Origin of the sequence: Enterobacteriaceae endosymbiont of Donacia sparganii, assembly GCF_012569045.1 — a bacterium.
In the GTDB taxonomy this organism is placed as follows: domain Bacteria; phylum Pseudomonadota; class Gammaproteobacteria; order Enterobacterales; family Enterobacteriaceae.
This window is the reverse complement of record NZ_CP046196.1, coordinates 82873-108504: the sequence shown is the minus strand read 5'-3', so window position 1 is coordinate 108504 and position 25632 is coordinate 82873. Positions and strand designations below refer to the sequence as shown.

Genomic DNA, 25632 nt, shown 5'->3' with positions numbered 1-25632 from the left:
TTATCTCCAAAACCAACGTTGTAAAAAATTTTTTTGTTTATTTTTTATAAAACGTAAAGGAATTTTTTCTCCTAATAAACGTTTAACTGCGTCAGTATATGCTAATGAAGCATTAGAATTATCATGTAAAATTATACTTTTACCTTGATTTGATGCTCTTAAAACTAAAGGATCTTCTGGTATTACACCTATTATTCTAATTCCTAAAATTTCTATAATATCATCAATACTTAACATATCACCACAATCAACTCTTATAGGATTATAACGTGTTAATAATAAATATTCTTTTATAGGATTTTCTCCATATTTAGCTCTTTTAGATTGTGATGAAATAATACCTAAAATTCTATCAGAATCTCTAATAGAAGAGATTTCAGGATTAGTAGTAATAATTGCTTCATCAGCAAAATATAATGCAGTTAAAGCTCCTGTCTCAATTCCTGCGGGTGAATCACATATGATAAAATCAAAATTCATAATACGTAAATTTTTTAAAATTACTTCTACTCCTTTATAAGTTAAAGCATCTTTATTTTTTGTTTGAGAAGCAGGTAAAATATATAAATTTTTATGTTTTTTATCTTTTATTAAAGCTTGATTTAATGTTGCTTCTCCTTGTAAAACATTGATAAAATCATACACAACTCTTCTTTCACAACCCATTATTAAATCAAGATTACGTAATCCAATATCAAAATCAATAACAGCAGTTTTTTTACCATTTTTTGCTAGTCCTGTAGCTATAGCTGCACTAGAAGTAGTTTTTCCTACTCCACCTTTACCAGAAGTAACAACAATTATACGCATTAGAATGTTCCTTAACAGTAAACTAAAATAAATTTAATTACATAATTTTATTGTTAATACTTTATTTTTTAAATATATTCTTGATGATTTTCCTAAAAATTTTTTAGGAATTTGATCTTGAAGTAAATATTCACCAGCAATAGATAGTAATTCAGCAAATAATTGATTACAAAAAATTTGACAATTTTTATCTCCATTAGCTCCAGATAAAGCTTTTCCTCTCATAAAACCATAAATATGAATATTACCATCTGCTATTAATTCAGCTCCTGTACTAACATTATTTACAATAATTAGATCACTATTATAAGCATAAATTTGTTGTCCTGATCTAATTGGATTATAAATAATTTTACTTTTATTATAAATAATATTTTTATTTAGTAATAATGAACTTTTTTCTTTTATTATTTTAATAATAGATTTTTGTGTTGTATTATAAGTATTTTTATTTATTTTCTGTTCTTTAATATCAATATTCTGAATTTTTTTATTATCTTTATTATTTGTAAATAAAATAGGTATACCAGTATTATGTATAATTTTTATTATATTTTTATTATTACAACCACTAACTCCTATAATATTAATTCCTGTAGAAATAATAGCATTATAAACTTTTTCCCAATCCATTTCATTTTTTATATGATAAATATTTATAATAACTGATATTTTTTTAAAAAACACAGGAGAATGATTTATTTTTTTTTTAATTGCATTATATATAAGCTCAGGTTTATTATTATATAAATAAATTACATAGAAGGAAAAATTATTTTGTCTAAATTTTATTATTTTTGTTAACATTTTTATCGCCTTTAATTAATTAAAATTATTTTTACTTAAAATAATTTTATCAATTATATAAATATTTTTTTAATATATAAACATATATAAAATATTTTATACTTGTATTTTTATTCATAAAAGTATAATTTATTTATGTATATAATATTAATATAAAATATATTTAAATAAAAATTTTAAGAATAAAAATGAATAACTTATCTAAATTAGATTTATTATCTTATAGATTTAGAGGTTTTTATCCTGTCGTAATTGATATTGAAACTTCAGGATTTAATTCTAAATCTAATGCTATATTAGAAATAAGTTTAATAACATTAAAAATGTATAATGGTTGGTTAGAAAAAAATGAAACATTACATTTTCATATTATACCTTTTAAAGGTTCAAATATTTCTCCAGAAGCTATAGCTTTTAATGGTATTAACATTAATACCTCTTTAAGAGGAGCTATAAATGAAAAAAAAGCTTTAAAAATTATTTTTAAAAAAATTTCTCAAGATATAAAAATAAATAAATGTAAAAAAGCAGTTATAGTAGCTCATAATGCTAGTTTTGATCATAGCTTTATTATGGAAGCTATTAAAAGAACAAATATGGAAGATTATAATCCATTTCATTCTTTTGTAACATTTGATACAGCTTCAATGTGTGGCTTAATATTAGGTCAAACTGTTTTAGCTAAATCATGTCATGCTATTGGTATTTCATTTGATAATAATCAAGCACATTCTGCATTATATGATACTAATCGTACTGCTAAATTATTTTGTAAATTAGTTAATAACTGGAAAAAAAAAGGTGGATGGCCTCCTCCGTAATAATTATTATAATTATATATAAATTATTTTTTTTTAATATTTAAAATATTTTTTAGTTTATTATCAGTATGTAATGTATATAATATATCATATCCTCCTATTAATTCACCGTTTACCCATAATTGTGGAAATGTTGGCCAATCAGCATATTTTGGTAAAGATATTCTAATTTTAGAATTTTTTAATACATCAACATAAGTACATTTTACTTTATAAAATAAAATAATTTTAGCTGCTTTATCAGAAAAACCACATTGAGGATTTTCTAGATCTCCTTTCATATATAAAATAATAGGATTATTATTGATTTGTTTTTTAATTTTATTAAAAATTTGCATAAAATTCTCTATTTTATTTATAATAAATTATTAAAAATTAATATAATTATATATATAATAATTCTAAATTATTTAAAAGTAAAATATATTTATTTCATAAATTATAAAAATATAAAGGATATATGTGCAAAAATATTTAATTGAAATTAAAAAATTATTTAATATTGCAATACCAATGATTTTAACACAAATAGCTTTACTATTAATAAGTATTATCAATATTATTATGTTAAGTTCTTTTAATAAAATTGATATAGCTGTAGTATCAATAAGTACATCTATATGGTTACCAATAGTATTGTTTGGGCATGGTATTTTTTTAGCTTTAATACCTATTATTACAAAATTATATGGATCTAATAATAAAAAAAATATAATAAATTATATAAAACAATCATATTTATTAGCTATAATAATATCATGCATATTAATGCTAATTTTATATAAAATAAATTTTTTAATATCAATATTATCTAATAATATATTTTTAATTTTAAAAATAAAAAAATTTTTAAAAATAATGCTTTGGAGTATACCAGGATATTTATTATTACAAATATTACGTTGTTTATGTATAGCTTTATCCTTAATCATACCTGATATGATTATTAGTTGGATTGGAGTAATTTTATATATACCAATTAATTATATTTTTATTTATGGTTTTGGTTATATACCATCATTTGGTAGTTTAGGATGTGCTTTATCTACAGTATTAATCTACTGGATATTATTTTTTATAACCATGATATGGATGTCTAGATCAATATATTTTAATAATATTAAATATTTTAATTTATTAAATAAACCTAATTTTAAAATATTAAAAAAAATATTAAAATTAGGAATTCCTATTGGATTATCTATTTTTTTTGAAATTACATTATTTAGTATTGTTTCTTTATTTATATCTTCTATGGGATTAGAAAATATTATTAGTCATCAAATAGCTTTAAATTTTAGTTCTTTAATTTTTGTTATTCCTTTATCATTAAGTATTGCTACTACTATAATAGTTGGATTATACCTTGGTTTAGGTAATAAAGATAAAGCTAGAATTATTAGTTGGATTGCACAAATTATAGGAGGAATAATATCTATTTTTACTATTTTAATAAGTATTTTTTTTAGGAAAAAAATTGCTTCATTATATAATCCAAATAAGAATATTATAAATTTATCATCACATTTAATATTATTAGCATCTATTTATCAGTTTTCAGATTCTATTCAAGTAATAGGATGTGGTATTTTAAAAGGTTATAAAGATACAAAATATATTTTTTTAATTACTTTTATATCTTATTGGTTAATAGGTTTGCCAGTTGGATATATCTTGTCTATTACGAACTTAATCACTAACCCTATGGGTCCATCAGGTTTTTGGATCGGATTTATTATTGGATTAACTATCGCAGCAATATTAATTATTTTACGTATTTTAAAAATACAAAAAAATTGATTTTTATCATATATATGATATATTATATATCATATGCGTTCTTAACTCAGCAGGTAGAGTGTCACTATGACATGGTGAAAGTCAGAGGTTCAAATCCTCTAGAACGCATAAAAAATAAAAATTACTATATAATAGTACTATTATAAATATTTTTTTTATTTCCAATAAATTAAACAAAAATTTTTTTTTCCTTTACGTAATAAAGTAAAATGATTAAATTTTTTATGATATTTTGTAAATTTAAATGTAATATTAGATATATTTTCATTATTAATGAATATAGCATTCGATTTGATTAAAATAGATGCTTTTGTACGAGAAGATGTAAATTTACTTAAAATTAATATTGTTTGTAAATCAAATATTTTGTTTTCTAAAGAAATATTATCAATATTATTAAATAATATAAAAAAATCTTTTTCAGATAAATTATTTATTTTTTCATAAAAAAGTAAATTAGTTATTTTTTTTGATATTACTAAATTATTTTGACCATGTATCATTTTAGTCATATACTCTGCGAGTAAATATTGAGGACTATTTTGTTTAATATTATTTTTTTTTTGATTATAATTATTAATTATATTTGAACTAATATTAGTAAACATATTCAAAAAATTAAATATAATTGAATCTGATATATTTAACCAAAATTGAAAAAATTTATATGGACTAGTTTTTTTTGAATCTAACCAAATTGTGTTTTTTTCTGTTTTTCCAAATTTTGTTCCATCATTTTTAAGAATTAAATTAGTTGTTATTCCAAAAGTTTTTTTTTTGTAAATTTTTTTTATAAGATCTATTCCTGAAATAATATGTCCCCATTGATCTGAACCTCCAATTTGGAGTATTACATTAAAATTTTTATTTAAATAAGCAAAATCATAAGCTTGTAATAAATTATAAGAAAATTCAGTAAAAGAAATTCCTTCAGTATTATTATTAATCATTCTATTTTTTATAGAATCTTTATTCATCATATGATTAACACAAAAATGTTTTCCTATTTTTCTTAAAAAAAATAAAATATCCATTTTATGGAACCATTTATAATTATTAATTATAGTTGCGCTATTATTACCACAATTAAAATCTAAAAAATTAGTTAGTTGTAATTTAATTTTTTGAAACCATATATTTATAAGATCTATTGAATTTATTTTTCTTTTTCTTAATTTAAAACTAGGATCTCCTATTAAGCTTGTTGCTCCTCCTAATAAAATTATTGGTCTGTGCCCTAATTCTTGAAAATATTTGAGTGTAATTAATTGTATAAGATGTCCTATATGTAAACTATCTGCTGTTAAATCAAAACCACAATAAAGATTAATTTTTTGTTCATTTAAAATTTTACATAAATTATTTTTATTAGTTACTTGATATAAAATATTACGATTTTCTAATTTTTTTATAATATTTATTTTTTTTTTTATCATCCATATTCCTTTTAATATTTTATTTAAAAAACTTAATATTATTATATAATCTTTCTACAGTTTTAACTGTATTTCTAGTATATACATCAGTTTCAATATTTACATAATTATTAATATTTTTTTTAGATAATGTAGTTTTATATAATGTTTTTGGTATTATATTTACACTAAATTTATTTTTTAATTTTTTGTCTATTGTTAAACTAACTCCGTCTATACATATGGATCCTTTTTGAAAAATATAATTCATTTGTAAAATATTATTAGGTTTTATCCATAAAATTTTAGAAAAAGCATAATTTATAATATTAGTAATAATTCCAATATCAGTAACATGTCCTAAAACTACATGTCCTCCAAGAGGATCATTAACTTTTATAGGTTTTTCAAGATTTATATAATCACCAACTTTTATCTTTTTAAAAGTTGTAATTTTAATTGTCTGTTTTATTAAATGAAAACTAATAATATTTTTATGTAAATTAACTATTGTTAAACAACATCCATTATTAGAAATAGATTCTCCTATTTTTAGGTTTTTAATGAATTTTTTACTTGTTTCTATATATATCCAATATATATCTTTTTTAAAGATAATATTTTTAATTTTACCTATAGATTGAATAATACCTGTAAACATTTTTTACTTTTTTATAGAATAAATTTACTTGTTATATAAATAACATATATTATTTATAATTTTAAAATTTTATTTTAATAAATAAATGTGATCTCTTAATAAAATTTGAAATTTATTTTTTAATTCTAAAATACATTTATTTAAAATATTATTAATTTCTTTTTCATTTAATGTATAAGATTTATTTTGTATAAATAAACTTAAAGTAATACTTTTATATCCTATAGGTATATTATCTCCTTTATATATATCAATTAAATGAATTTTTATAATTTCTTGTAATTTTAATTTATTTAATAAAGATAAAATATCTTTAAAATAAATATTTTCTTTTACAAAAAAAGATATATCCCTTCGATTTATTGGAAAATCAATAATTTTTTGAAAATTAAAAGTATTATTAATAATAATTTTATTAAAAAATAATTCAAAGAAAAAAATATTATGATCTATATTAAAATAATTAATTAATTTAGGATGTAACATACCAATATATCCAATATATATTTTATTAATATAAATTAATGAACTTATATATGGATGTAATATTTTAATATTGTTATTTTGACGAAATTCTATTTTATTAGAGTTATGAAAACAATTTAAAATATATTCTAAATCACCTTTTATATCATAAAAATTTATTAGTTTATTTTTTTCTTGCCAATAATCTGAATATAAATTTCCATTTGCTATACCAGCTAACATTAACTTTTGTGAAATTCCTAATTTTTCTTTTATATTTTTAAAAAAACATAGTCCATATTCAAAAAAACGTAAATTTTTTTGTTGTCTATTTTGATTATAAATAATATTATTAATTAATCCATATAATAAAGAATTACGCATTACGGATGTTTCAATTGTAAGAGGATTATTAATTTTAATAAATTCTATTTTTGGATACAATATAGATTGTATTTTAGGATCAACAAAACTATAATTAATTACTTCATAATATCCTTTATGAATTAAAATATCTTTAATTTTTTTTATATTAATTTTTTTATATTTTAACTTTTTTTTAAAAATATTTTTTTTAATAAAAAATACTTTGATTTTATTAGGAATTTTATCATATCCATATACACGTATGATTTCTTCTATTAAATCTTCTGAAATATTTATATCATTACGCCAACTAGGTATTTGAATAATACAATAATTAATTTTTTTTTTAATAACAAAAAAACCTAATTTATTTAAAATGTTTAATATATCTTTTGGAAGAATATTAAAACCTAAAATTTTATATATATGTTTAAATGATAATTTAATTACTTTTTTTACACAATAAATATTATTAATATTAATTGTATAAATTTTACTTCTATCGCCACCAAATATTTCTATCAATAAATTTATTGTTCTTATCATTACTTCTTTTAGAATTAAGGGATCTAGATATCGATTATAAATATTAGAAATATTAGAAATATTTTTAAAGCAAGAATTTTTATTTAATAAACATTCAATATATTTTTTATTTAAAAACAAACTCTCTATTAAAATATTTTTAGTTTTTAATTTTACAACTAAGTCTTTATTTTGTATAATTCCAGGTATAGATATTATTTTATAACTGTCCATTATAGTAAGTAATGAATTATCATTAATTAAATTAATTCTTTTATTTTCTATATTTAGAAAATCATATCCATTTTTTTCATCATATTTTATATAAATATTACCTTTAATTTTATTAAAATCATAAAATTGTATGGGATATCCTAATTCTAAAATTATATAATTATAAATATTTAATAATGGATTATCAGAAATAATATCAATTCCTGATTGAAATAATCTATTTTGAATAAATAATGGAATTTTTTTTGTAAAATTAAGATTTTTAATAATACAATAATTATATTGATATAGTATATTTTTAATATTTTTATTAAAATTAATATTTATTTTATATTTTTTAGATTTTGTAGTTAAATTATTTTTATATGGTTTTTTGAAAGATAATTTTTTATTTAAAACAGATAATTCTCTAGTAAATCCTAATATACTTAAACAATCAGACCTATTAGTAGGGATATTAATATGTAAAATATTATCTTTTAAATTTAAATATTTTTGTGCATTTTCTCCATTATAACTATGTTTAGTTAGTTCAATAATATTATTAATAGTATTATTTTGATATAAATTAATAATTTGATAGGAACATAATAATCCTTCTGATTTTAATAAAAAAGAATATTCTGGTATTTTAATATATTTTTTATATAAAGAAGAACATTTAGTAGCTATAATAGTTTTAATTTTATTTTTACAATTATTTATATTAGAATATATTGTTAACGTTTTTTCATTATTAATAGATACTATTAATTTATAAATTTTAGGATTTTTTATATATACAAAAGATTTTATTATTTCTCCTACTAAGATATTGTCAAAATTTATATTTATAGTAATAGGTTCAATTTTTTCTATTTCAAATCCTAACATTGTTATTTTTTCAGCTAAATAATTTATATCTTTATCAAAATTAAACCATTCACGTAACCATGACTCACTAAATTTAATCATATAAAATTATTGAATTTAAATTGTTTAAGAAAACGTATATCATTTTCATAAAATAAACGAATATCGTTTATATTATAACGTAACATAGCTAATCGTTCTACTCCTAAACCAAAAGCAAATCCATAATATCGAGAAGTATTTATTTGAACATTTTTTAAAACATTAGGATGTACCATTCCTGCACCTAAAATTTCTATCCATTGCTGATTATTATTTAGAATATCCACTTCTAAAGAAGGTTCTGTAAAAGGAAAATAAGAAGGTCTAAAACGTATTTTACATTTTTTACCAAAAAAATAATTTAAAAATAAAATTAATATTCCTTTTAAATCACTAAAAGTTACTTTTTTATCAATAAATAATCCTTCTATTTGATGAAACATAGGAGTATGATTACTATCATAATCATTACGATATACTTTTCCAGAAGTTAATATCCGTATAGGAGGTTTTGATTTTTTCATTATTCTAATTTGTATGTTAGAAGTTTGAGTGCGTAATAAAGTATTTTTATTTAACCAAAATGTATCTTTTTCTGTTCTTATAGGATGGTTTTTAGAAATATTTAATGCATCAAAATTATGATAAACATCTTCTATTTCAGGTCCTATAACTATTTTAAAACCTATTTGTGTAAAAAATTCTTCAATTTCGTAAATTATACTTTTTATAGGATGCTCAGAACCTATTTCAATATATTTTCCAGGTAGTGAAATATCTATTTTTTGATTTAAAATTTTTTCATCATATTTATCTAATTCTATTTCTTTTTTACGTTTTATTATTATTTTTTGTATTTGTTTTTTTTGTTTATTAATAATAATACTTTTATTAATTTTTTCTTCTTTATTTAAAGTTTTTATTAATAAAAATTGTTTTGTAATATATCCTTTTTTACCTAAATATTTAATTTTTAATATATTTAGATCTTTAATATTTTTTACTGAATAAATTTCTTTTTTTGCAATAATAACTATATTATCAGATATCATATATGATATTCTCATTAATATAATACAAATAACTTTATAAGGTATTAAAATTTAATAAATAAAATTTAATTAATTTATAATTTGAGAATCTATTAATTTATTAAAAGATAAATTATCAAATATTGCCATATTAGCTAAAATTTTTCTATTTATGTTAATATTATTTTTTTTTAATTTATATATTAAATAATTATATGATATATTTTTTTGACGTACCGCTGCATTAATTTTCATAATCCATAATTGACGAAATTTTCTTTTTTTTTGTTTTCTATCCCTATAAGCATATTGTCCTGATTTAATTACTGCTTGGAAAGCAGAACGGTAAGTTCTGGATTTTGCTCCATAATAACCTTTTGCTTGTTTTATAATTTTTTTATGTCTTGCTTTTGCAGTAACTCCACGTTTTATTCTAACCATAAAATTTAAATTCCTATAATAATTAGGTTTTAAATATTTACCTTATAAATAAGGTAAACACATTTTCAATGAATATGAATCTCCTTTTGTAACTATTTTCTTTTTTCGTAAAGATCTTTTATTTTTTTTACTTTTTTTAGTTAATAAATGTCTTAAATTTGCTTGTTTATGTTTAAAAAAACCATTACCTGTTTTTTTAAAACGTTTTGCAACGCTACTTACTGTTTTAAGTTTACCCATATTTTAAAAATCCAAGTTTTTATATTTAAAATTATTTTTTTGGAATTAAAATCATTATAATCTGCCTACCTTCGACTTTTGTCGGATATAATTCTACTGTAGCTAAATTTTTTAAATCATTTTTTATACGATTTAGCATTAAAAATCCAAGATTGGTATGTATCATTTCTCTACCTCTAAATCTTAGAGTAACTTTTATTTTGTCTCCTTTTTTTAAAAAACGAATTAAATTACGTAATTTTACTTTATAATCTCCTGTATCTGTTCCAGGACGAAACTTAATTTCTTTTAAATGTATTATTTTTTGTTTTTTTTTTTGTTCTTTAGAAGCCTTGTTTTTTGCATATAAATATTTACCATAATCCATTATACGACATACAGGAGGTTCAGAATTAGGACTAATTTCAACTAGATCAAATCCAGTATTTTTTGCTTTTATTAAAGCTTCTTGTGAACTAATTATCCCAATTTGTTCACCATTTAATCCTATTAATCTTACAATTTTACTCTTAATATTTTTATTAATTTTATTAGGACGTAATAATTGTATTATTTTTTTTCCAATTTTAATATTTTACCTCCTTAATCTCTTTTTTTAAAATAAAAATTATTAATTTCTTTTTTTATTTTATTGATAATATCATGAATTTTCATAAATCCCAAATCTTTACCAAAAGAATTTCTTATTGAAATTGTTTCATTATTAATTTCTTTGTCTCCACATATCAGAATATATGGAATATGTTGTATAGTATATTTTCTTATTTTAAATGAAATCTTTTGATTTTTTATATCATATTTTACACGAATATCATTTTTTTGAATTATTTTAAATATTTTTAAAACATATTGAATATGTTTTTTACTAATATTTAAAATTATAATTTGTATAGGAGCTAACCAAATAGGTAAATATCCAGAGAATTCTTCAATAATAATACCTATAAATCTTTCTAGAGAACCTAAAATAGCACGATGTATTATTATTGGTGTACTATGTTTATTATGTTTATTAATATAAAATAAATTTAAACATTTTGGTAATGTAAAATCTAATTGTATTGTACCACATTGCCATTCTCTATTTAAACAATCAAAAAAAGAAAATTCTATTTTAGGACCATAAAAAGCTCCTTCTCCTATTTGATATTGAAATTTAATATTTAGTTTTTTTAAAATAAAAGATAAATTATTTTCTGTTTGATCCCAAAGTTTATCATTTCCAATTTTGTGTAAAGGTCTAGTAGATAATTTTACAATAAATTTTTTAAAACCAAAAATATTATAAATTTCATACATCATATTAATACAATTTTCAATTTCTTTTATAACTTGATTTTTTGTACAAAAAATATGAGCATCATCTTGTGTAAAATTTCTTAATCTCATTAAACCATGTAAAGAACCAGATGGCTCATTTCTATGACAAATACCAAATTCAGCAATTCTTAATGGTAAATCTTTATATGATTTTAATCCTTGTTGAAAAATTTGAATATGCCCTGGACAGTTCATAGGTTTTATACAATAATTTCTATTTTCTGAATAAGTTGTAAAAATAGCTTCTTTATAAATTTTCCAATGTCCTGTTTTTTCCCAAATAGAAATATTAGTTATAAAAGGAGTTTTTACTTCTAAATAATCATATTTATTTAATTTTAAACGTAAAAATTTTTGTAATTCTCTAAAAATAATATAACCATCATTATGCCAAAAAACCATTCCTGGAGATTCATTTTGAAAATGATATAAATTTAATTTTTTTCCTATAATTCTATGATCTACTTTTAATAGTTTTATTTTATTACATAAATTTATCTTTTTTTCTATTTTTTTAGAATTATCATTTTGTTCCATTTTTTACTTTTATAATAAGAATATTATTTTATAATAACAAAATTTTTATATTAAATATATTAAAAAAATTATTCTTAATTTTATCTAATTTTTTTTATAATATAAAATATTTTTTTAAAAAAATTAAATTTTATAAGTTTAAATTTTAAAAAATTTATAAATATTGTTAACTTAAAATTTTTTGACCACAAATTACTCGATAATATCCCTGTATATCAGGATATTGAGTAATATTTTTAAAATTTTTTATTTTTAATATTTTTTTTATTATATATCCTTGTTTATAACTATGTTCTAATATTAACCAACCATAATTATTAAGATATTTAAAAGATTTTGAAATAATATAATTTAAATCAGCTAATCCATTATTAAGTGAAATTAATGCTTTCATAGGTTCAAATTTTAATTGTGTTTTAAAATTAAAATATTCATTTAAACTTATATAAGGAGGATTACTAATTATAATATCAAACGTATTATTTTTAAGATTACTAAACCAATTACTAATTAAAAATATAATATTATCAATATATAATTTTTTAGCATTATATTTAGCTATATCAAGAATTTTATTAGAAACATCTATAGCAGTAATATCTAGAAAGTTATATTTAGAAGCAATTGCTAGTGCAATTGCACCACTCCCAGTACCTAAATCTAGTATTTTTTTAATATTATGATCTATTTTTTTTAATACAACATCTACTAAAATTTCTGTATCTTTACGAGGTATTAAAACATAAGGTGATACATTAATTTTTAATGACCAAAATTCACAAAAACCTAATATATAAGCTATAGGTTCTCCTTTAATTCTTCTTTTTAAAAAATTTTGTAATATTATAAATTGTTTATGATTTATTATTTTTTCATCAAAACCATAAATCCAAGATTTAGGTTTTTTTAGCACAAAAGATAATAATATAACTGCTTCTAATTGATATGTTGATATTTTATTTTTTTTTAAAAAATTAGAAGAATATTTTAACCATTGATTAATAATCATAAATTATCTTTTTTATGTATATTATAATTTATAAGTATTATTATACTTAATAATAGGTTTAATTAAAATATCTAAATTTCCATCCATAATTTCATTTAATTTATAAATTGTTAAATTAATACGATGATCTGTTACTCTTTTCTGAATAAAATTATAAGTTCTCTTTCTATCTGAACGATCACCACTTCCTAATAAATTTTTTTTTTTTAATGCATTATCTTTATTTTTTTTTTTTATTTCTAAAGTATTTATTCTTGCCGCTAAAACAGCTAATGCTTTAGCTTTATTTTTGTGTTGAGATCTTTCATCTTGACATTCAACTACAATTCCTGTAGGGATATGAGTAATCCGTATAGCTGAGTCTGTTGTATTAACATGCTGTCCTCCTGCTCCAGAAGATCTAAATGTATCAATCTTTAAATCTTGATTATTTATTTCTGGAATTTCTGTTTTTAACAGTTCAGGCATAACAGCAATAATACAAGTAGAAGTATGTACTCGTCCTTGTGATTCTGTTTCAGGGATTCTTTGTACTCTATGTCCTCCTGATTCAAATTTAAGTTTTCCATATGCTCCAGTTCCTATAATTTTTAAAATAATTTCTTTAAAACCTCCACCATATTCACTATAATGTATATTTATCACCTGTATTTTCCATTTTTGTGATTCAGCATATCTAATATACATTCTTGAAATATTTTTTACAAATATTGCCGCTTCATTTCCTCCAGAACCTGCTTTAATTTCTAAAAAACAATTACGATTATCTTCTTTATTTTTAGGATAAAGAAGTTTATATAATATTTTTTCTAATTTTTTTTTTTTCTTTTTAATATTTTTTATATCTTCTAATGCCATTAAATATATTTCTTTATCTTTTTCTCCTAATAATATTTTAGTATTTTCTAAATTTAGTTGTAATTTTTTCCATTTTATAAAAGGTTTAATTATATTCGATAATTTTGAATATTCAGTTGATAAACTACGTAGAGAATTTTGATTATTATATACTTTATAATGACTTAATTTTTTAATTATATAATTATATCTTTTATATAAAATATTAAGTTTTTTAATCATATAAGAATTCATAAATTTTACTTTTATATTTAAAATTTTATAAATAAAATATTTTTTATTATAAATATAATATTATTAATATATACTAAATAATTAATATAAATTATATACTCTTATTTTAAAATATTTAATCAAAATATTATTTTTTTTTATAATTAAAAAATTTTTTAAATAAAAATTAAAAATATAATCTTAAAGGTTTTGAATGACTAATATGAAATTATTTACTGGAAATGCTATTCCAAAATTAGCAACAAAAATTGCTAATCATTTATATATTAATTTAGGAAAAATATTTGTAGGTAAATTTAGTGATGGAGAAATATCTGTTAAAATAAATGAAAATATTCGAGGAAATGATATTTTTATTATACAATCAACTTGTAATCCTACAAATGATAATCTTATTGAATTAATTATTATGATTGATGCTTTTAAAAGAGCTTCTGCAGGAAGAATAACTGCTGTTATTCCTTATTTTGGTTATGCTAGGCAAGATCGAAGAATTCGTTCTGCTAGAGTTCCTATTACAGCTAAGGTAATAGCTGATTTTTTATCTAGAGTAGGTGTAAGTAGAATACTAACAGTAGATTTACATGCAGAACAAATTCAAGGTTTTTTTAATGTTCCTGTAGATAATGTTTTTACAAGTTCTATATTTTTAACAGATATATCAAAAAATACATATAATAATCCTATAATAGTTTCTCCAGATATTGGTGGGGTAATACGTGCACGATCTATAGCAAAACAATTATTTAATGGAACAGATATGGCTATTATAGATAAAAGAAGACCTAATTATAATACAACAGAAATTATGCATATTATTGGAGATGTTCACAAAAGAGATTGTATTTTAATAGATGATATTATCGATACAGGAGGTACATTATGTCAAGCTGCAAAAGCATTAAAAAATAATGGAGCTACAAGAGTTTTTGCTTATGTTACACATGCTATTTTTTCTGGAGATGCTATTGAAAATATTTATAATTCTGTAATAGATGAAATTATTGTATGTGATAGTATTCCATTAACCAAAAAAATAAAAAAATTAAATAATGTTAGAGTCTTAACTCTATCTTATTTACTTGCAGAATCAATAAGAAGAATTAATAACGAAGAATCTATTTCTATAATGTTTAAATAAAATATAATAAATAAGGTAAATATTTGAATAATATTAAAATAATTGCAGGATTGGGTAATAATAAAAATAATAAATTTATAGGAACTCGTCATAATATAGGGGCAGATTATGTTATACAGTTATCTCAAGAATTTAATGGAAAATTAAAAAAAATAAAAAATTTAAATGGATATATTACTAATATTAGTATTTTCAATCAAAATATAATTTTATTGATACCAAATTCTTTTATGAATGATTCAGGAAAAATAATATTTATTGTTTCTAATTTTTATAAAATTTCTTTAAAAAATATTTTAATTATTCATGATGAATTAGATTTTTTACCTGGAATTATTAAATTTAAATATGGTGGTGGGAGTGGTGGACATAATGGTATTAATAGTATTATTAAAATTTTTAATAATAAATTATTTTATAGACTTCGTATAGGTATAGGTCATCCAAAAAATAAAATAGAAGTAAATAATTTTGTATTAAGTTTTCCTACTAAAATTGAACAAAAAAATATTAATTTTGCAATAAAAAGTAGTATACAAGCTTTATTAATTTTTATTAAAACAAATAATTATAATAAAGCAGTTAATTTTTTACATTCTAAAAAATAATAGGATAAATAATGGGATTAAAATGTGGTATAATAGGTTTACCTAATGTAGGTAAATCAACATTATTTAATGCATTAACTAATTCTAATGTAGATGCATTAAATTATCCTTTTTGTACAATAAAACCAAATACTAGCATAGTAACTGTACCTGATGATAGGTTATTTTATTTATCTAAAATAGTAGAATCTAAAAAAACTGTACAATCAACAATAACTTTTGTTGATATCGCGGGTTTAATTAAAGGTGCTTTTAAAGGAGAAGGATTAGGTAATCAATTTTTACATAATATATCAGAAGTTGATGCTATAATTCATGTAGTACGTTGTTTTAATAATAAAAATATATTAAATTTATCATTTAATCCAATAAAAGATGTTCATATCATAAATAATGAAATTATTCAATTTGATATAAATTTAATTTTTAAAGTACAAAAAAATTTTTCTAAAAAAAATCAAAAAATATTTAATAAATGGGAATATTTATTAAATATTTGTTTAAATTATTTAAAAGATGGAAAATTATTAAATTTATTAAAATTAAATATAGAAGAAACAAATTTTTTAAAAAATTTAAAATTATTAACAATAAAACCAATAATTATTATTGCTAATATAGATGAAAATGATATTAAAAATAATTTTTTTTTAGAAGAAATAAATATTCTTAATCAAAATTATCTAGTTTTAAAAATATGTATTAAAACTCTAAATAAAAAACAAAAATTATTACCAATAAATAATAATTATGACTTAAAAAAAATAATTACTTATAGCTTTAAATTATTAAATTTACATACTTTTTATACAGTAGGTATAAAAGAAACAAAATCATGGAGTATTTTAAAGGGAACTACAGCATTTATTGCTGCTAAAAAAATTCATAATGATATTCAAAGAGGATTTATTAGAGCTCAAGTAATTCATTATAAAGATTTTATTTTTTATAAAAGTGTAACAAAAGCAAAATTATTTGGTAAAATGAAAATTGAAGGTAAACAATATATTATTTTAGATGGTGATATCATTCATTTTCTTTTTAAAGTTTAAAATATATTTTTTATTAAAACTTTTTTATATATATTTTTTTAAAACATTATATTTTAATATGATTAATTTTTAAATATGTTTTTATTATATATTAATATAATAATATTAATTTGTATTATAATTAGAATTTTTATAAAATATAAAGATATAAAGTCTTATATACTATGGTGTCTTATTTTATATGTTTTTCCTAAGATAGGAATTATTTTTTATTTTATTTTTGGAGAAATTTATTCAAAAACACAATATAAATCACAAAAAGCTAAAAAAATATGGTTTCGTTATAGTGAATTATTAAAAAAATTACAAATATATTATAAATTATATTTTAAATATATAAAACCAAATACTAAAATAAAATCATTATTTCAATTATGTGAAAATAAACAAAATCTTTTTAGTATGACTAATAATTCTATTCAATTATTAGATTCATCATTAAAATTATTTACATCATTAATTAATGATATAAATTTAGCTAAAAATAGTATACATATTGTATTTTATATATGGATTCCAGGAGGATTAGTAAATAAATTTTCAAAATCGATTATAATAGCAGCAAAAAGAGGTGTTAAATGCTATATAATGTTAGATTATATTGGAAGTAAAAAATTTTTTTATAGTTCCTGGTATAAGATTATGTTAAAAGTAGGTATTTTGATTATTCAATCATTAAAAATTACAATTTTTAATTTTTTTTATTCTCGTATAGATTTAAGGCAGCATAAAAAAATAATATTAATTGATAATAAAACAGCTTATGTTGGCAGCATGAATATGGTTGATTCTTCTTATTTTAAAAAAAATATTAAAATAGGTAAATGGATAGATTTAATGATACGTATAACAGGCCCTATAGTAAATACTATAAGTATTATTTATTCATATGATTGGGAAATTGAAACAGGAAGATATATTTTATCACTTCATCAGTTAAAAAAAAATTTAGTTAAATTTAAGAATAAAAATAATATAAATAGGGTGCAGGTAATTTTTTCAGGATTAGAATTATCTAAAAAAATAATTCATAATTCTTTAATTACAGCTATATTTTTATCTAAAAAAAGTTTGATAATTACTACTCCATATTTTATACCAAGTAATAACTTATTACTAGCAATTTGTATTGCTTCTGAACGTGGAGTAGATGTACAAATTATTATTCCTAAATATAATGATTCAATTTTAATTTATTGGGCTAGTAAGTTTTTTTTTTATAAATTATTAAAATCTGGAGTTAAAATTTATCAATTAAAAACAGGATTTTTACATACTAAAAGTATTATTATAGATAAAAAAATTAGTTTTATAGGTACTGTAAATTTAGATATAAGAAGTATATATTTAAATTTTGAAATTAATTTAATTATAGAAGATAATATCTTTAATAAATCACTTTTAAATATACAAAATAAATATATTTTAAAATCTCAAAAATTAGAATATAATTTATGGATAAAAAGACCATATTGGAAAAAATTAATAGAAAAATTATTTTTTTTATTTAAATTTATTTTATAAATATAAATAAAAAAACATAAATATGTTATTTTATATTAAAAATTTAAATTTTTATGAAAATTTTTTCATTTAATATTAATGGTATAAGAGCACATATACATCAATTAAAATTAATTATAAAATTATATAACCCTGATATAATTGGATTACAAGAAATAAAAGTTAGTAATAAAGATTTTCCTAAAGAAAAAATATATAGATTAGGGTATAATGCTTACGTATGTGGACAATCAAAATATTATGGAGTAGCTTTATTAAGTAAAAAAAAATTTTTTAATATTCAAAAAAAAATTTTTAAAGATTATAGTAATCAAAAAAGATTAATAATGGTTGATTTAGATAGTTCTATTGGTAATATAAAAATTATAAATTGTTATTTCCCTCAAGGAGATAATCAAAATAATTATATAAAATTTGAATATAAAATTAATTTTTTTAAGCATCTATATTCTTATTTAAAGAAAAATTTAAATCCAAATAACCATATTATAATTATGGGAGATATTAATATTAGTATTACTGATTTAGATATTGGTATAGGAGAAAAAAAACGTAAAAAATGGTTAAAACAAGGAAAATGTTCTTTCTTACCAAAAGAAAGATTTTATATTAATCAATTACTTGATTGGGGTTTATTTGATATTTGGAGATTAATGAATCCATTAACAAATAATAAATTTTCTTGGTTTGATTATAGAACCAAAGGATTCCTTATAAATAAGGGATTAAGAATTGATACTATTTTAATTACTCATTCATTAATAAAATATTATATTAATTCAGATATAGAATATTCTATTCGTAATTTAATTAAACCTTCAGATCATGCTCCTATTTGGGTAAAGTTTAAAATTATTTAATAAATTTTTATTTTAAAAAATTAGGTGAAAAATGATTAAGTTATTGAATTTAGTAAAATCTTTTTGTTATTATCTATGGTCATTAATTAATTTTACTAGAATATTAATAATAAATATTATTTTTATATTATTAATATCTTTATTATGTTATTACATATATAATGTTCATCATAAAAAAAACATTAATAACAAAATTTTTAAAAAAAATAATCAAGTATTAGAAATAAGTTTTGAAGAAAATATAACTAATGAATCTTTTTATAAAAATAATTTAATATTTAAATTATTTAGTAAATTTGTAAGTAAAAAAAATAATGATCCTGTATTTAATATAATACAAGCTATAAATTATGCAAAAAAAGATAAAAATATTAATGGAATTATACTTAAACTTAATAATTTAAATATTTTTGATATACCTACTCTAAGATATATCGGTAAATATTTAAATAATTTTAAAGAAACAGGTAAAAAAATATATGCAATTTCAGATGTATATGATCATAATCAATATTATCTAGCTAGTTTTGCTAATAAAATTTTTTTACTACCATATGGTTATGTAAAGTTACATGGTTTTGAATTTAAAAAATTTTTTATAAAGGATTTCTTACAGAATTTAAAAATAAAATCTTATATATTTAAAATAGGAGAATATAAATCTGCTGTAGAACCTGTTTCAAGAAGTAATATGTCTAGTCATAATAAAATTATTATGAATAAATTAATTAATAATTTATGGAATGATTATTTAATAACTATATCAACTAATAGAAAACTAACACCAAAAGAAATTTTTCCTACAGATCAAAAATTTTTAATTTCTCTTGAAAAATCTCATGGAGACCTAGCTTTATTTGCATTAAAAAATAAATTAATAGATAAAATAGTTAGTAATTCTGATTTTGAAGAGGAAATGATTCAAAATTTTGGTTTAGATAAAGATAAAAAAACATATAATAAAATTAATATTAAAGATTATATAAAATATAATATAATTAATTTTATACAACCACAAAATGCTAATATTGCAGTTATAACAATAGATGGAATAATGATATATGGTAAAAATGGAAGTGATGCTATTATAAATGCAATACATAAAGTTTATCAAAATCCACAAATTAAAGGATTAATATTAAAAATTAATAGTCCAGGAGGAGACATATTAGCGGCTCAAGCTATTTATAATGAATTAATTCTATTTAAAAAAATTCATAAACCAATAGTTGTATTAATGGGTAAAATAGCTGCTTCAGGAGCTTATTGGATTTCTACAGCAGCTAATTTTATAATTGCTGATCCTGCAAGTTTAACTGGTTCTATTGGAATATTTAGTATTATACATAATTTTCATGATATCTTAAATTTTATCGGTATTAAAAAAGATGGAGTTAATATATCTGATAGATTTAATGTTCCTTTAAGTGAAAAAATGTCTCCTATAGAAAAAAAAATAATAGAATTAAATATAAAAAATGGTTATGACAAATTTATTAACTTAGTTTCTAAAGAAAGACATCTTCCTTTAGAATATGTAAAAAAATTAGCTAATGGTATGGTTTTTATGGGACAAGATGCTATTAAATATGGATTAATTGATGAATTAGGTGATTTTGATAATGCAGCAATGAAAATTTCTGAATTAGCAAAAATTAAAAAAATTAGATTTCTATGGGAAGATACAAAAACTTTTTGTATATTAGATTTTTTTATCAAAACAAATAATTATATTAAATCTAATTTAATTCAAAATTATATAAAAATTATCTTGAATAAAGATTTTTTATCATTAAAGAATGATAACTTTTCAGATTATGAAAAAACATATACTTTATATATGATATAAATTTAAAATCAATAAATAAATTTATTATATATTATTTTTATATTTTATTAATAATTTAGGAGTTAACCTAATGTCTATTAGAGTTGCTATTAATGGATTTGGCAGAATAGGACGTATTTTTTTTCGTGCTGCTCAAAAAAATACTAAAATTAAAATTATAGCTATTAATGATTTATTAGAAATAAATTATATGGCTTATATGATAAAATATGATTCTACACACGGTAATTTTAATGAAAATATAAAAGTTTTTAATAATAATTTAATTATAAATAAAAATATTATTCATGTTTTTTCTGAATTAGATCCTAGTAAATTAAAATGGGGTGATCTTAAAATAGATGTTGTTATTGAAGCTACAGGAATTTTTTTAACAAAAGAATTAGCTAAAAAACATATTACTGCTGGTGCTAAAAAAGTTATTCTTACAGCTCCTCCCAAAGATAATTTAATTCCTATGTATGTAAGAGGAGTTAATTTTAATAATTATAATGGAGAAGATATTATTTCTAATGCTTCATGTACAACCAATTGTTTAGCACCTTTAGCAAAGGTTATTAATGATAACTATATAATTGAAAATGGTCTCATGACAACTATTCATGCAGTAACTTCAACACAAAAAACTGTAGATAGTCCTTCTAGTAAAGACTGGAGAGGGGGTAGAGCAGCTTATCAAAATATTATTCCTTCAAGTACTGGAGCTGCAAAAGCTGTCGGAATTGTTTTACCAGAATTAAAAAATAAATTAACAGGAATATCATTACGTGTTCCTATCGCTAATGTTTCTGTTGTAGATTTTACTGTAAAAGTTTTAAATAAAACTACATTATCAGATATTTGTAAAGTTATTAAATTTGCATCATATAATTATATGAATGAAATCATTGGTTATACAGAAGATGATGTTGTATCAAGTGATTTTAATGGAACTTCATTAACATCTATTTTCGATAAAAAAGCAAGTATATCTATTAGTAATAATTTTTTTAAATTAATTGCTTGGTATGATAATGAAACAGGATATTCTTCTAAAATATTAGATTTAATATTACACATTTTTAAATAAAAATTTTTAATTAATTTTGAAATATAAGTTTTTTGCTATGTATTTAAAATACATAGCAAAAAACATTTTAAATTTTATAAAATATTTTTTTTAATAAAAAAAAATATATTTAAATATTTATACATTTTTATAAATTTAAATAGCTAATAAATTAAAAAAAAAATTTTATACCCTGCCTTCCTCCTAATAAATGCATATGTAAATAAAATATGGTCTGTCCTCCATTTTTATTACAATTAATAACAACCCTATATCCATCTTTATCAATTAACATTTTTTTAGCTATTTTTGAAGCAACTAATAACATTCTTCCTAAAATTAATTCATGATTTTTATTAATATCATTAAGTGTACTTATGAAATTATTAGGTATAATTAAAACATGTATTGGACTTTGAGGTTTTATATCATTAAAAGCTGTTACTAGGTTATCTTCATAAATAATTTTAGTAATTATTTTCTTAGATAAGATCTGTTGAAATATATTTTTTTTATTATTCATAATATTTTTATATTTTAAAATAATTTATTTTAAATTTATTTATGATTATTATTTTTCATATAATTATCCATTTCTGTTTTTAAATTATCAGATTTAGTACCAAATATAGCTTGGACTCCATTACCTAAAATAATAACGGCAGAAGCTCCTAATAATTTTAATTCTTTTTTATTAACTTGTTTAATATTTATAACACTAATCCGTAATCTAGTAATACATGCATCTAAATTAATAATATTATTTTTTCCTCCAAAAGCTTCCACTAATTTTTTACCATAATTTAAAGATATATCATTATTTTTATATGTATAATTTTGTATTTTTTCACGACCAGGAGTTTTTAAATTTAATTTAATAATTAATATTTTAAATATACTATAATAAATAATAGCATAAATAAATCCTATAATAGGAAATAACCATATTTTAGAACCATTACCACTTAAAATAATAAAATCAATTAATCCATGAGAAAAACTTGTTCCATTTCTCATTCCTAACATAATACAAATAGGAAAAGATAATCCAGATAAGATAATATGAATTATATATAATATTGGAGCTACGTACATAAAAGAAAATTCTATAGGTTCAGTAATTCCTGTAAAAAAAGATGTTAGTGCTGCAGACAACATTAAACTACCAATTCTATTTTTATTTTCTTTTTTAGAAGTATGCCATATAGCAATAGCTGCTCCAGGTAATCCATACATTTTGAATAAAAATCCTCCAGCTAATTTTCCTGCAGATGGATCTCCAGCTATATATCTAGCAATATCACCATGATATATTTGTTTAGTAACTATATTTATAAATGAACCTATTTCCATTTGAAACGGAACATTCCAAATATGATGTAATCCAAAAGGTAATAAAGTTCTTTCTATAACTCCATAAATCCCAAATGCAAGTATTGGATTTTGATATACTGCCCAATATGAAAAAAATTGTATTATTTTACCAATAGGCACCCATATAAAAGATAATAATAAACCAATAAAAATTGATGTTAATCCTGAAATAATAGGAACAAAACGTTTACCAGAAAAAAAACCAAGATATTCTACTAATTGAATATTATGAAAACGATTAAACATATAAGCTGCAATAGTACCAGAAATAATACCTCCTAAAACTCCTGTATCAGTAAGATGTTTTTGAATAATTATTTCTTGTGTTACATTATTATGTAATAAAATAGGAATCATAACTTCAACAGTTTTTGTTAAAATTCCATAAGAAATAACAGATGCTAATGCAGATACACCATTATTATGAGTAAATCCTAAAGAAATACCAATAGAAAATATTAAAGGCATATTAGCAAATACAGAACTACCTGTTTTTTCCATAATATTAGAAATAATATGAGGTAACCAATTAAAATTTGCAGATCCTATACCTAATAATATACCAGCTATTGGTAATACTGATACTGGTAACATTAAAGATTTACCTATTTTTTGCATATTAGCAAATATATTATTGAACATTATAATATCCTAATTTTGATTATTAAGTTTAATAAATATTATTTATATTTATTATATTTATATATTTTTTCTAGAGATAATAATAAATTTATTAGTACTAATTCAGAATTAATTGTATCAATTTTTATTAAAATATTCTTATAAAACAAAATTTTTTTTATCATTAAAAAAATTTTATCTGCTAAAATTAAATTAGATATTTTATGTATAATAGATATTTGATCTAAGTTATAAAAAAATTTTTTATTTATATTAAGATGGAATTTTATCGTATCTAGTAAAATTAGATAAATCCAATTTATATATAATAAAATATTTTTATTATTTAATATAGATAATAAATTCATTATATCTTTTTCTAGAGAAGATAATAAAATATTATATAAAATATTTCTATTCTCCCAAATTACATTATTTAATAATTGATATGCATATATTGGTATATTATTACATATACGTAATGCAGTTTTTACAGATTGATCTTTTAAAATTTTATTATTTGTAAAATTATTTTTTAACCATAACATACCTATTTCCTCGTTAGGAGGAGATATATACCAAAATTGACATCTACTATATATTGTAGGTAATAATTCATTTTTATTATTACATTGTATAAAAAACCAAGTATTATTAATAGGTTCTTCTAAAATCTTTAAAATAGCATTACTAGATGATATATTTAATTGTTTAGCAAAAGGTAACCATATAATTTTCCCTAAATTTTTATAAGATGATTTATAAATTAAATTTATAATATTTCTAATTAGTTCTATACTAATACTATTTTTTTCTTTATTATTTTTAATAATATATAAATCAGGATGAATATTTTTTTTTATTAAAATACAATTTTGACATTTAGAACAACTATATAAATTTTTTTTATTTGTACAAAAAATCCATTTAGTTAATGCATAAATTAAAGAAGTTGTTCCTAATCCATTTAAAGAACAAAAAATATAGGCTTTATAAGTTTTTTTATTTAAGAATTGATAAATAATTTTTTTATAAAAAAAATTTAGCCATGGATACCACGGTAATATAGGATATTTTTTCATTTTTA

At 19.3% G+C, this 25632-nt stretch carries 25 protein-coding genes and 1 tRNA gene; 10 read left to right on the top strand and 16 right to left on the bottom strand.

Going from position 1 to position 25632, the window contains the following annotated elements:
• Together minD and minC are read right to left on the bottom strand one after the other, a co-directional pair.
• Positions 1 to 810, bottom strand: a complete 810-nt coding sequence (minD, locus tag GJT98_RS00565; RefSeq protein WP_168820840.1) for a septum site-determining protein MinD — start codon at positions 808 to 810, stop codon at positions 1 to 3.
• Between the two features lie 33 nt (positions 811 to 843).
• A complete protein-coding gene (minC, locus tag GJT98_RS00560; protein ID WP_168820838.1) occupies positions 844 to 1617 on the bottom strand; it encodes a septum site-determining protein MinC in 774 nt (257 codons plus the stop codon).
• Between the two features lie 188 nt (positions 1618 to 1805).
• On the opposite strand from minC, the gene rnt reads away from it, so the two are divergent.
• Complete coding sequence (gene rnt / locus GJT98_RS00555) at positions 1806 to 2438, top strand: ribonuclease T (RefSeq protein WP_168820836.1); 633 nt, start codon at positions 1806 to 1808, stop codon at positions 2436 to 2438.
• Between the two features lie 23 nt (positions 2439 to 2461).
• On the opposite strand, the gene grxD is transcribed toward rnt, so the two are convergent.
• Positions 2462 to 2776: a Grx4 family monothiol glutaredoxin gene (grxD, locus tag GJT98_RS00550; protein WP_168820834.1), complete on the bottom strand. Its 315-nt coding sequence runs from the start codon at positions 2774 to 2776 to the stop codon at positions 2462 to 2464.
• A 124-nt stretch (positions 2777 to 2900) separates the two neighbouring features.
• Here grxD and GJT98_RS00545 point away from each other — a divergent pair, with 124 nt between their 5' ends.
• Together GJT98_RS00545 and GJT98_RS00540 are read left to right on the top strand one after the other, a co-directional pair.
• Positions 2901 to 4238, top strand: coding sequence for an MATE family efflux transporter (locus tag GJT98_RS00545; RefSeq protein ID WP_168820832.1), 1338 nt, complete (start codon positions 2901 to 2903; stop codon positions 4236 to 4238).
• A 35-nt stretch (positions 4239 to 4273) separates the two neighbouring features.
• Positions 4274 to 4346: transfer RNA gene (locus GJT98_RS00540), tRNA-Val, on the top strand.
• A gap of 47 nt (positions 4347 to 4393) precedes the next feature.
• Here GJT98_RS00540 and tyrS read toward each other — a convergent pair.
• The 10 genes from tyrS to prfA form a co-directional block, all read right to left on the bottom strand.
• Positions 4394 to 5674 carry a tyrosine--tRNA ligase gene (tyrS, locus tag GJT98_RS00535; protein WP_168820830.1) on the bottom strand — a complete coding sequence of 427 codons (1281 nt, stop codon included), beginning with the start codon at positions 5672 to 5674 and terminating at the stop codon, positions 4394 to 4396.
• 19 nt (positions 5675 to 5693) lie between these two features.
• On the bottom strand, positions 5694 to 6314 hold the full coding sequence (locus GJT98_RS00530; protein WP_168820828.1) for a riboflavin synthase: 621 nt from the start codon (positions 6312 to 6314) through the stop codon (positions 5694 to 5696).
• 69 nt (positions 6315 to 6383) lie between these two features.
• On the bottom strand, positions 6384 to 8858 hold the full coding sequence (pheT, locus tag GJT98_RS00525; RefSeq protein WP_168820826.1) for a phenylalanine--tRNA ligase subunit beta: 2475 nt from the start codon (positions 8856 to 8858) through the stop codon (positions 6384 to 6386).
• Positions 8855 to 9850, bottom strand: a complete 996-nt coding sequence (gene pheS / locus GJT98_RS00520; RefSeq protein WP_168820824.1) for a phenylalanine--tRNA ligase subunit alpha — start codon at positions 9848 to 9850, stop codon at positions 8855 to 8857. The genes pheT and pheS overlap by 4 nt, the downstream gene beginning before the upstream one ends.
• Before the next feature lie 69 nt (positions 9851 to 9919).
• Positions 9920 to 10270 (bottom strand): 50S ribosomal protein L20, encoded by a 351-nt coding sequence (gene rplT / locus GJT98_RS00515; protein WP_168820822.1) that lies wholly within the window; start codon positions 10268 to 10270, stop codon positions 9920 to 9922.
• Positions 10271 to 10312: 42 nt separating this feature from the next.
• Positions 10313 to 10510: a 50S ribosomal protein L35 gene (gene rpmI / locus GJT98_RS00510; protein WP_168820820.1), complete on the bottom strand. Its 198-nt coding sequence runs from the start codon at positions 10508 to 10510 to the stop codon at positions 10313 to 10315.
• Between the two features lie 31 nt (positions 10511 to 10541).
• Entirely contained in the window at positions 10542 to 11081 is a 540-nt protein-coding gene (gene infC, locus GJT98_RS00505) for a translation initiation factor IF-3 (RefSeq protein WP_168821423.1), read from the bottom strand.
• A gap of 11 nt (positions 11082 to 11092) precedes the next feature.
• Entirely contained in the window at positions 11093 to 12367 is a 1275-nt protein-coding gene (thrS, locus tag GJT98_RS00500; protein ID WP_168820818.1) for a threonine--tRNA ligase, read from the bottom strand.
• 166 nt (positions 12368 to 12533) lie between these two features.
• A complete protein-coding gene (gene prmC / locus GJT98_RS00495; RefSeq protein ID WP_168820816.1) occupies positions 12534 to 13376 on the bottom strand; it encodes a peptide chain release factor N(5)-glutamine methyltransferase in 843 nt (280 codons plus the stop codon).
• Between the two features lie 21 nt (positions 13377 to 13397).
• Positions 13398 to 14468, bottom strand: coding sequence for a peptide chain release factor 1 (prfA, locus tag GJT98_RS00490; protein ID WP_168820814.1), 1071 nt, complete (start codon positions 14466 to 14468; stop codon positions 13398 to 13400).
• A 193-nt stretch (positions 14469 to 14661) separates the two neighbouring features.
• Between prfA and GJT98_RS00485 the strand changes: the two genes are divergently transcribed.
• The 7 genes from GJT98_RS00485 to gap all read left to right on the top strand — a co-directional run bounded on the left by GJT98_RS00485 (position 14662) and on the right by gap (position 22571).
• Complete coding sequence (locus GJT98_RS00485; RefSeq protein ID WP_168820812.1) at positions 14662 to 15609, top strand: ribose-phosphate pyrophosphokinase; 948 nt, start codon at positions 14662 to 14664, stop codon at positions 15607 to 15609.
• 23 nt (positions 15610 to 15632) lie between these two features.
• Positions 15633 to 16217 (top strand): aminoacyl-tRNA hydrolase, encoded by a 585-nt coding sequence (gene pth, locus GJT98_RS00480; protein WP_168820810.1) that lies wholly within the window; start codon positions 15633 to 15635, stop codon positions 16215 to 16217.
• An 11-nt stretch (positions 16218 to 16228) separates the two neighbouring features.
• Positions 16229 to 17269 carry a redox-regulated ATPase YchF gene (gene ychF / locus GJT98_RS00475; protein WP_168820808.1) on the top strand — a complete coding sequence of 347 codons (1041 nt, stop codon included), beginning with the start codon at positions 16229 to 16231 and terminating at the stop codon, positions 17267 to 17269.
• Positions 17270 to 17344: 75 nt separating this feature from the next.
• On the top strand, positions 17345 to 18793 hold the full coding sequence (gene cls / locus GJT98_RS00470; RefSeq protein WP_168820805.1) for a cardiolipin synthase: 1449 nt from the start codon (positions 17345 to 17347) through the stop codon (positions 18791 to 18793).
• A 53-nt stretch (positions 18794 to 18846) separates the two neighbouring features.
• Complete coding sequence (xthA, locus tag GJT98_RS00465) at positions 18847 to 19653, top strand: exodeoxyribonuclease III (RefSeq protein ID WP_168820803.1); 807 nt, start codon at positions 18847 to 18849, stop codon at positions 19651 to 19653.
• Between the two features lie 31 nt (positions 19654 to 19684).
• Complete coding sequence (gene sppA / locus GJT98_RS00460) at positions 19685 to 21502, top strand: signal peptide peptidase SppA (protein WP_168820801.1); 1818 nt, start codon at positions 19685 to 19687, stop codon at positions 21500 to 21502.
• 70 nt (positions 21503 to 21572) lie between these two features.
• Positions 21573 to 22571 carry a type I glyceraldehyde-3-phosphate dehydrogenase gene (gene gap / locus GJT98_RS00455; RefSeq protein WP_168820799.1) on the top strand — a complete coding sequence of 333 codons (999 nt, stop codon included), beginning with the start codon at positions 21573 to 21575 and terminating at the stop codon, positions 22569 to 22571.
• Positions 22572 to 22722: 151 nt separating this feature from the next.
• On the opposite strand, the gene GJT98_RS00450 is transcribed toward gap, so the two are convergent.
• Genes GJT98_RS00450 through GJT98_RS00440 form a run of 3 tightly spaced genes read right to left on the bottom strand, consistent with a single transcriptional unit; the run spans position 22723 to position 25627 of the window.
• Positions 22723 to 23073, bottom strand: a complete 351-nt coding sequence (locus tag GJT98_RS00450) for a histidine triad nucleotide-binding protein (protein ID WP_168820797.1) — start codon at positions 23071 to 23073, stop codon at positions 22723 to 22725.
• A 35-nt stretch (positions 23074 to 23108) separates the two neighbouring features.
• Positions 23109 to 24566, bottom strand: a complete 1458-nt coding sequence (gene ptsG, locus GJT98_RS00445) for a PTS glucose transporter subunit IIBC (protein WP_168820796.1) — start codon at positions 24564 to 24566, stop codon at positions 23109 to 23111.
• A gap of 38 nt (positions 24567 to 24604) precedes the next feature.
• The gene (locus GJT98_RS00440) at positions 24605 to 25627 is read right to left on the bottom strand and encodes a DNA polymerase III subunit delta' C-terminal domain-containing protein (RefSeq protein ID WP_168820794.1); all 1023 of its coding nucleotides are present in this window, start codon (positions 25625 to 25627) and stop codon (positions 24605 to 24607) included.
• Between the last annotated feature and the right edge of the window lie 5 nt (positions 25628 to 25632).